General features: G+C 40.7%; 7 protein-coding genes. 3 read left to right on the plus strand and 4 right to left on the minus strand.

Annotated features, from left to right (window positions below):
* Positions 1-12: 12 nt before the first annotated feature.
* Positions 13-312: a DUF3630 family protein gene (locus A7985_RS24880; RefSeq protein WP_065793083.1), complete on the minus strand. Its 300-nt coding sequence runs from the start codon at positions 310-312 to the stop codon at positions 13-15.
* 11 nt (positions 313-323) lie between these two features.
* The gene (gene recQ, locus A7985_RS24885) at positions 324-2,138 is read right to left on the minus strand and encodes a DNA helicase RecQ (protein ID WP_256096856.1); all 1,815 of its coding nucleotides are present in this window, start codon (positions 2,136-2,138) and stop codon (positions 324-326) included.
* Between the two features lie 274 nt (positions 2,139-2,412).
* Between recQ and rarD the strand changes: the two genes are divergently transcribed.
* The gene (gene rarD / locus A7985_RS24890) at positions 2,413-3,321 is read left to right on the plus strand and encodes an EamA family transporter RarD (protein WP_065793085.1); all 909 of its coding nucleotides are present in this window, start codon (positions 2,413-2,415) and stop codon (positions 3,319-3,321) included.
* A gap of 40 nt (positions 3,322-3,361) precedes the next feature.
* Here the strand turns inward: rarD and A7985_RS24895 are convergent, their stop codons facing one another.
* Together A7985_RS24895 and A7985_RS24900 are read right to left on the minus strand one after the other, a co-directional pair.
* Complete coding sequence (locus tag A7985_RS24895) at positions 3,362-4,597, minus strand: response regulator (protein ID WP_065793086.1); 1,236 nt, start codon at positions 4,595-4,597, stop codon at positions 3,362-3,364.
* A 150-nt stretch (positions 4,598-4,747) separates the two neighbouring features.
* Positions 4,748-5,131, minus strand: a complete 384-nt coding sequence (locus A7985_RS24900; protein WP_065793087.1) for a DUF413 domain-containing protein — start codon at positions 5,129-5,131, stop codon at positions 4,748-4,750.
* An 85-nt stretch (positions 5,132-5,216) separates the two neighbouring features.
* On the opposite strand from A7985_RS24900, the gene A7985_RS24905 reads away from it, so the two are divergent.
* Both A7985_RS24905 and A7985_RS24910 read left to right on the plus strand, forming a co-directional pair.
* A complete protein-coding gene (locus A7985_RS24905) occupies positions 5,217-6,065 on the plus strand; it encodes a LysR family transcriptional regulator (RefSeq protein ID WP_065793088.1) in 849 nt (282 codons plus the stop codon).
* A gap of 166 nt (positions 6,066-6,231) precedes the next feature.
* Positions 6,232-7,170 (plus strand): porin, encoded by a 939-nt coding sequence (locus A7985_RS24910; protein WP_065793089.1) that lies wholly within the window; start codon positions 6,232-6,234, stop codon positions 7,168-7,170.
* Positions 7,171-7,755: the final 585 nt, after the last annotated feature.

Here is a 7,755-nt window from a genome sequence, read left to right on the forward strand (position 1 = left end):
GGTAAGTCTATATTATTGTTGTAAATTTAAACAAAGAGTGGTGTGTAAAAGTGACATGAGTGTAGATGCATCAACGCCTTCAGGCGATATCCAAATGCTTTCACTGTAATACTCATAGTTCAATGCAAAAGGCTGTTGGTTAAATTCGAATCGCCATTGATGTCGATCTGCACCTTGGTTGAACTCTATTGTGTTCAACCTATCCATGGTGAGGAATACTTCTCCCCACAATTGAAAATCATCACTGTCAGGGTGCATGCTAGGGTGGATAAGAAGTACATCTTGTTCTTCTAAATATGTAATCGTGGTCATATATATCCTAGTTATTCTGCTGCAAGATAATTGCGAATCAATTGCATGAAAGGTGCACCATACTTTGTAAGCTTGGTAAAGCCAACGCCTGACACTTTTAAGAACTCAGTGTCGTTGGTTGGGGTTTGTTGTGCCATTTCAGCAAGGGTCTTATCATTAAAGACAACGTAGGGAGGTACATCGTCTTGATCGGCGAGTTCTTTTCGCAAACTACGCAACTTGGCAAACAGCTTTCTATCATAATTGAACTGTGCCAATTTGTCTTGATAGACGTGACTGGCTTGTAAACGAGGCTCTGCCAAGTTTAATACATATTCGCCTCTGAGTACCGCGCGAGCCGCTTCTGTTAGTTGTAAGGTTGCCCCTTGGGTAATATCTTGAGCTAACAGGCCATGGTGTATCAGTTGGCGCAGTACGCTAAGCCAATATTCATTGCTGTGTTCTTTTCCGATACCATAAGTACTCAACTCATGATGTTGGTTGTCTCTGATCCGAGCAGTATTTGCACCGCGTAGCAAGTCCACGATATACCCCAAACCAAAGCGTTGTTGTGCTCTGTATACACAGGATAAGGCTTGCTGAGCAACCAGAGTAGCATCAAAACTTTTCGGGGGATTAAGGCAAATATCACAGTTACCGCAAGGTTCTCTTTGATATTCGCTAAAGTAGTTGAGCAGAATTTGTCTGCGACAGGTTTGTGCTTCAGCAAAGTTTGCCATTGCATTGAATCGTTGCTGCTCTACTTTTCTGCGTTGTTCATCGGGAATATCTTCAAAAAACCGCCTAACTCGACCAATATCTGCTGGATCAAAATACATAATTGCTTCTGCCGCTAAGCCATCACGTCCCGCACGGCCAGTTTCTTGGTAGTAAGCTTCGATACTTTTTGGAATATCGTAATGTAAAACAAACCTGACATTAGGCTTGTTTATCCCCATCCCAAAAGCAACCGTTGCAACAACAATTTGCACGTCATCTCTGGCAAATGCATTTTGCACAAATTGTCGTTGCTCACTCTCCATTCCCGCATGATAAGCGGCGGCATTAAATCCGCCATCGGCTAGTTTCTCCGCGATTTCATCGACTCGTCTGCGACTTGAACAATATATGATGCCACTTTGTCCTTTTTGTGTTTTTAAATAACGCATCAATTGTGAGAGTGGCTTAAACTTTTCTTCGATGGTATAGCGAATATTGGGCCTATCAAAACTTCCCGTATGTACAAATGGATCTGATAGTCCAAGCTGTGCCACTATGTCAGTACGGGTTGCCATGTCTGCAGTGGCAGTAAGCGCCATTGTCGGTACATGTGGAAATGCATGCTTAAGTTCATTTAAGCGGCAGTAATGTGGGCGAAAATCATGCCCCCAATGAGAAACACAATGAGCTTCGTCAATTGCAAATAAGGAGAGAGGCAAGTTGCTTAAGCGGTCTATAAAATCTCTTTGCAGTACTTTTTCGGGCGCGACATAGAGGAGTTTAATATCGCCATTGTGCAATCGTTGGTAAATGCTTTGCTGTTGTTGCCAATCAATACTATTGTTAACAAACTCAGCCGAAATACCCTGAGCTTGAAGTTGAGCAACTTGGTCTTGCATTAAAGAGATGAGGGGAGAAATAACAATTGTGACACCGGGTAGCATGAGAGCCGGTACCTGATAACAAAGTGACTTTCCTCCACCTGTAGGTAATAGAACTAAACTGTCACGTCCACTAAGACATGCTTCGATAGTATCTATCTGGCCAGTTCTAAAACTTGTATAGCCAAAGTATTCTTTAAGTACAGATTGGGGTGTCAATGATTCTAGAGTCGCGCGTGTTTCCATTGCGCGCATTTTAGAGTGTTTTGGTGAAATTGTCTTCCTTAATATACGTATTCTTTGAACCAGTTTTGTAAGTCAGCGACGAGTTGTCTTAGGTTTCATTAAAGGTGTCTTACAAATCAAATTCAAAATGTTCATAATTTGGCATTTTGACGATACACGTTGTAAACATATTCGAGGTCTTAATTGTTGCGATAAAAACACTGCCATGGTGGTGTTTTATTTATTCTGTATAATGCAGCCCTTCTTCACGATTGGGTGATAAATGGGGAGTGAAATGACAACTGATTCTAGCGTAAAACAGGGCTATATGTACGCCACACTGGCCTTCTTAATGTGGGGGCTGGCGCCTATTTACTTCAAGTCGATAGAGCAAGTAGATGCACTGGAGATTCTAGTGCATCGGGTAATTTGGTCTGTTGTATTTATTTTTATTGTTATTTCATTGCGCAATAATTGGGACAAAGTACGTAAGGTACTTAGCAATACGAAGTTATTGATGATGTTAGTCGTCACAGCTTTATTGCTCGGCTTTAATTGGGGACTCTTTATATGGGCTGTCAATAACGGCTACATGCTTGACGCTAGTTTAGGCTATTACATAAACCCTTTGTTGAATGTATTCTTAGGCATGCTATTTTTATCTGAAAAGTTACGTCTAGGTCAAAAAATTGCCGTTTTATTAGCTTCTACTGGCGTGGTGATTCAATTGATTACTTTTGGCTCGTTTCCGTATATCGCTTTGTCTTTAGCGTGCTCGTTTGCAATTTATGGTTTGCTCAGAAAAAAGATGGCTGTAGAGTCTTTACCTGGTATATTCATTGAATCCTTGATCCTATTGCCATTGGCCTTGGGTTATTGGTTTTTTCTTGCGCCTAGTGCGACGAGCAATATGTTCGATAATACATTAAGTCTAAATGCCTTACTCATCGCAGCAGGTATAGTGACGACGTTACCACTACTCAGTTTTACCGCGGCAGCTAAAAGGCTACCATACTCTACACTTGGTTTTTTCCAGTATATTGGTCCAAGTCTTATGTTTATACTCGCTGTAATGTTTTATGGAGAAGAGTTTGATATAGAGCGAGTCATCACATTTGCCTTTATTTGGGGGGCATTACTGTTGTTCAGCTTAGATTCCTTGAGAGCGAGTAAAATTAAAAAGTCACCTGTTCCTCAAAATTAATCTGTACGCTATGGCCTCTTGAATGAGTCAGCATGTCAATTTAAGAGGCTATTTGATTTCTACCAGATTCCTTTGCAACGTAGAGGTTTTCATCGGCAATTTTAATTAGCGGGTCGATGCTTTCAATCGCTTTGTCAACCACACCAATCGAGACTGTGAATGGAATATGGTAGGGGGTAAGCGAGCTGCTGTTTTTTTCTAAAAAGAGTCTGAATTGTTCTAGCTGCGCCATATTCTGTTCACTACTTGCTGAGCGAAATAGCACGGCGAATTCTTCGCCTCCAAGCCTAGCGTACAAGTCATGTTTAAAAAACTTTTCAAAGCACTCTCCGATAGATTGCAGTACTTTATCTCCGGCATCATGCCCATGCTGATCATTAATTTTCTTGAAAAAGTCGATATCAATCATTGCGAGCATAGAGCTTTGATTTTGTCGACAGTTAAGGGTGAGCTGTTTACTTGCGTGTTCGAAAAAGTAACGGCGATTAGGTAATTGCGTTAAGTAATCCGTATTTGCTTGCCTTCTAATGGTGGCTATATTTTCTAGCATGTCTACGTTCTGACTCAATCGACAGTAAAACTCTTCAGGGTTGAAGGGTTTTCTCAGGTAGTCATTTGCGCCGCTTTTTAAAAACCGAGCCGAAAGGTAAGCGTTATTTGTGCCAGAAATTCCAATAATCGCTTTATCATCATTACTGTACAAGCGACGGATCTCAGCGCACAACTCTTCTCCGCGCATTCTCGGCATTTCGTTATCAGTGATAATGACATCAATATCAGGATTTTGATTTAAAGTCTCTAAGGCTTCGACTCCATCGCCAGCGACGTACACCTGATATTTGTGTCTTTGCAGTAGCGAGCTAATGTGCCTTCGTGTTGCAGCAGAGTCATCGACCACTAGGACCTTGACCTGTTCATTTCGGGGGAGTCTTTGAAGCTGCTTTTTTAAATATTGGTAGGCTTGTTTATTTTCTTTTGTGATGTAATCAATCACAGGGTATTTGTCTACTGTGTCACGAGTGCTGGACTCAAGATTGCCCGTCATCACTATTGTTGGGATATTGGCTTTCACGGTGTACGGAATTGCCTCACCGTTAGTGGCGTCTGGCAACACAAAATCAACCACAGCACAAAAATAATTGTGGTCATTTATTAGTCTCTTTGCACTCTCTAAAGTCGTTGCTACGTCAACATCGTAGCCGACCGAACTCGCGATGTGTTTTTGGACTTTTGCAATAGTCGGAGTGTCTTCAATGATTAGCACTTTTCTTAACACACGCACAACCTTAACAGCCTTTTATACTTCAGTTTTAACTGAAAGCGGAAAAAAAGCAATGAAGAAAATAAGATTCATACGGGGGCATGACCAGAATTTTATTCGTACCCCCGCTACTCACTTTGATATTTGTCAGTTATGGATGGTCAATTAATTTGAAACTTCAGCAACGGGCAGTTCTTCACTGATCTTTGGACTTTCGTAGTGAGAAGGTGGTTTAACCTGACTACTAAGCGTATGAATTCGGTGTTTACGGGTGGTGAGTGATAGATACTTGAACCAAATTTTCTCCATCCTGTTTTCCGGCGGCCGTTTACTGATTAGCATTTCAACGAACCTTTGCTGATAAGTATTAACAGGAGATAGCCTTTTTTCACTTAAGCCTTTCAGCAGATGCCCATGTTGTTGCAGCAACTCTGATTCCAGTAAAGTAAAGTGACCACTTCTAGAAAATCCCTGTGGAAAATTCAAATCATCGTAAAATGATTTGGATGCAGTAAAAGCTTCTTTTAATTCCGCTATATTCATATCCATGATGTTTCCCTCGCATCGTTTGCAACGAGTATGGACTATTATTTTGGCTTTTTTAAACGAGATTTTTTAATCAAAAGGTGGGGTAATGGACAAGGAACTATTAAAAACTTTTGTCGAAGTTTCTAAGACTCGCCATTTTGGACGTGCCGCAGAAAATCTTTATATAACGCAGTCAGCTGTGAGCTTTAGAATTCGGCAGTTAGAACAGCATTTAGGCGTGAGCTTATTTACTCGGCAAAGAAACAACATTCAATTAACGGCGCCGGGCGAGCGGCTCTTGCCTCATGCACAAATGCTACTAACAGGAATGCAGCGTGCACGTTTAGATGTTGCGTTGGCCAATAATATGCGCCAGCAACTGTCTTTGGCTGGCACGCCCAATATTTGGGATGCGTATCTACAGTTTGGTATTAATCAGATTGTATCATCCTTGCCAGGCGTGTCTTTGGTTGCTGAAGTTAAAACTCAGCAAGAGAGTACAAGGTTGCTACTCGAGCGAACTTTAGATATGGCGGTATTGTTCGACCCACCCAAAGTTGATGAATTAATCGTTAGACAAGTTAAAAACTTGTCTATAATTCCTGTCAGTACCTTTAACACAACGAGTAAGGATGATTTTTTTGGCAAACAGTATGTGTATGTTGATTGGGGAACCGCTTTTTCATTGTGGCACGCAAGGCAGTTTGATGGTGCTACGCCCCCATATTTTCGTACAAGCACTGGGCGTATTGCGCTGGAACTAATTTTGCAGTGTGGGGGGTCAGCATATTTACCTAAAATGCTCGCAACAGATCTAATTGAGCAGCAAAAACTGTTTCATGTTGGTTCGGTTGAGCACAATTTTAGGGAGGTATATGTGGCTTATCATAGAGGGAACGATCAGCTAGAGCACATAGAAACTATCGTAACTCTATTGGCCTCTATTATAGATTGATTTGAATATTGTTGTTTTTAATAAGATTACCTATTTATGACACATTGCTGAAGTTTCGGTTTCAATAAAATTTCATTTTTATTTTGCGTGTAATATTTCTGTCACTTATAGCTGGCAGACTGCGCCTGTCTAATAAATTACGTGTTGCGATATTGAGGAAATACACATGAAACTAACCAAATCAGCATTATTACTCTCTATTCTTAGTGGTCTATCTTTGAATGCTCATGCCGATGTTGATGTATATGGTAAAGCAAACCTGTCAGTACAATCTTCTGACGAAGGTGAAGGCTCTTTCACTGAAGTGAAAAGCAACGCTTCACGTTTCGGTTTCAAAGGTTCTGAAAAGCTAGATTCAGGACTAGAAGTTATTTACAAATTAGAGTTCCAAGTTGACGTGTCTGACGCGGACTCAAAAGGTGATGATGATAATATCACTGCTCGTAACCAATATGTTGGCCTTAAAGGCAGCTTCGGTGAAGTTGTTATCGGTCGTAACGATACTGCTTTCAAACAGTCTCAAGGTAAAATTGACCTGTTCAACGATTTAGAAGCGGATATCAAGAACATCTTCAAAGGTGAAAATCGTTTAGGCGATTCTATTTCCTTTAAGTCAGCAAGCTACAATGGATTTAAAGTACTTGGTACTTTTATTGCGGAAGATGCAACTGACGGTGAAAACGGTTACTCAGGTGCAATTACTTATGGTGATGCAAAGCTGAAAAAATCAAAGTTCTATGTATCGCTTGCTGGCGATAGCGAAGTAAAAGGCTATGATGCTTTTCGTGTAACTGGTCAATTCAAAGCAACGGATGATTTGAAATTGGGTGCGATGTACCAGAAGCAAGAAAAAGTAGATGGCACAGGCACAGCCGATGGCTTCTTGCTTAATGCTGCTTACAGCTTTGGCGCAAATACGGTTAAACTTCAGTATCAAATGATTGATTTTGATGCGGCAGCTTCTAAAGACGTAGATGGCATCAGCATAGGTATCGACCACAAACTTGCTAAAGCAGCTAAGTTGTATGCATTTTACTCATCTGTTGATGAAGACAATGGCACAGAAGAAGATTATCTTGGCCTTGGTATTGAGTACAAGTTCTAATTTAGTACTCAGTATATAAGAATCAATTCGAGAAAAGCCCTCAAAGTGAAGAGGGCTTTTTACTTTTTGCCTGTTTTTCCCGCATGAAATGATGGTTTTGTTTGTTATTTGATCGTTTGAGCGGTTTTTTAAATTTTCTGCTAAAAAACGCTTGCGCCAATCTCAAATCTCCCTATAATGCGCACCCACTGACACGGCGGGATGCAACGAAAAGCGCAAACCAAAGTGAAGGTTAAAGTTAAACGGAAAGCTTAATTAAGAAAAATTAAATTTTCTAGTTGACTTTAAAAGTGAAGCGGTTAATATGGCGCTCCACTTCGCAGCAACGCTGCGGTAACTAACCAAGGGTTAGTTACATTGTTCTTTAAAAATATGAAGCAATCATCTGTGTGGGCACTCGTACAGATTGAGTTCTAACAGCTCTTGATTCAGGAGCAAAAGAATTAGAGTCTCAATTTCTTATGAGTGACTATATAGTCAATTTATACAGAATTCATTGAGCACGAAACTTCGGTTTCAAAAACTTTTAATTGAAGAGTTTGATCATGGCTCAGATTGAACGCTGGCGGCAGGCCTAACACATGC

The sequence above is a fragment of the Pseudoalteromonas luteoviolacea genome (genome assembly GCF_001696455.1).
Lineage (GTDB): Bacteria > Pseudomonadota > Gammaproteobacteria > Enterobacterales > Alteromonadaceae > Pseudoalteromonas > Pseudoalteromonas luteoviolacea_C.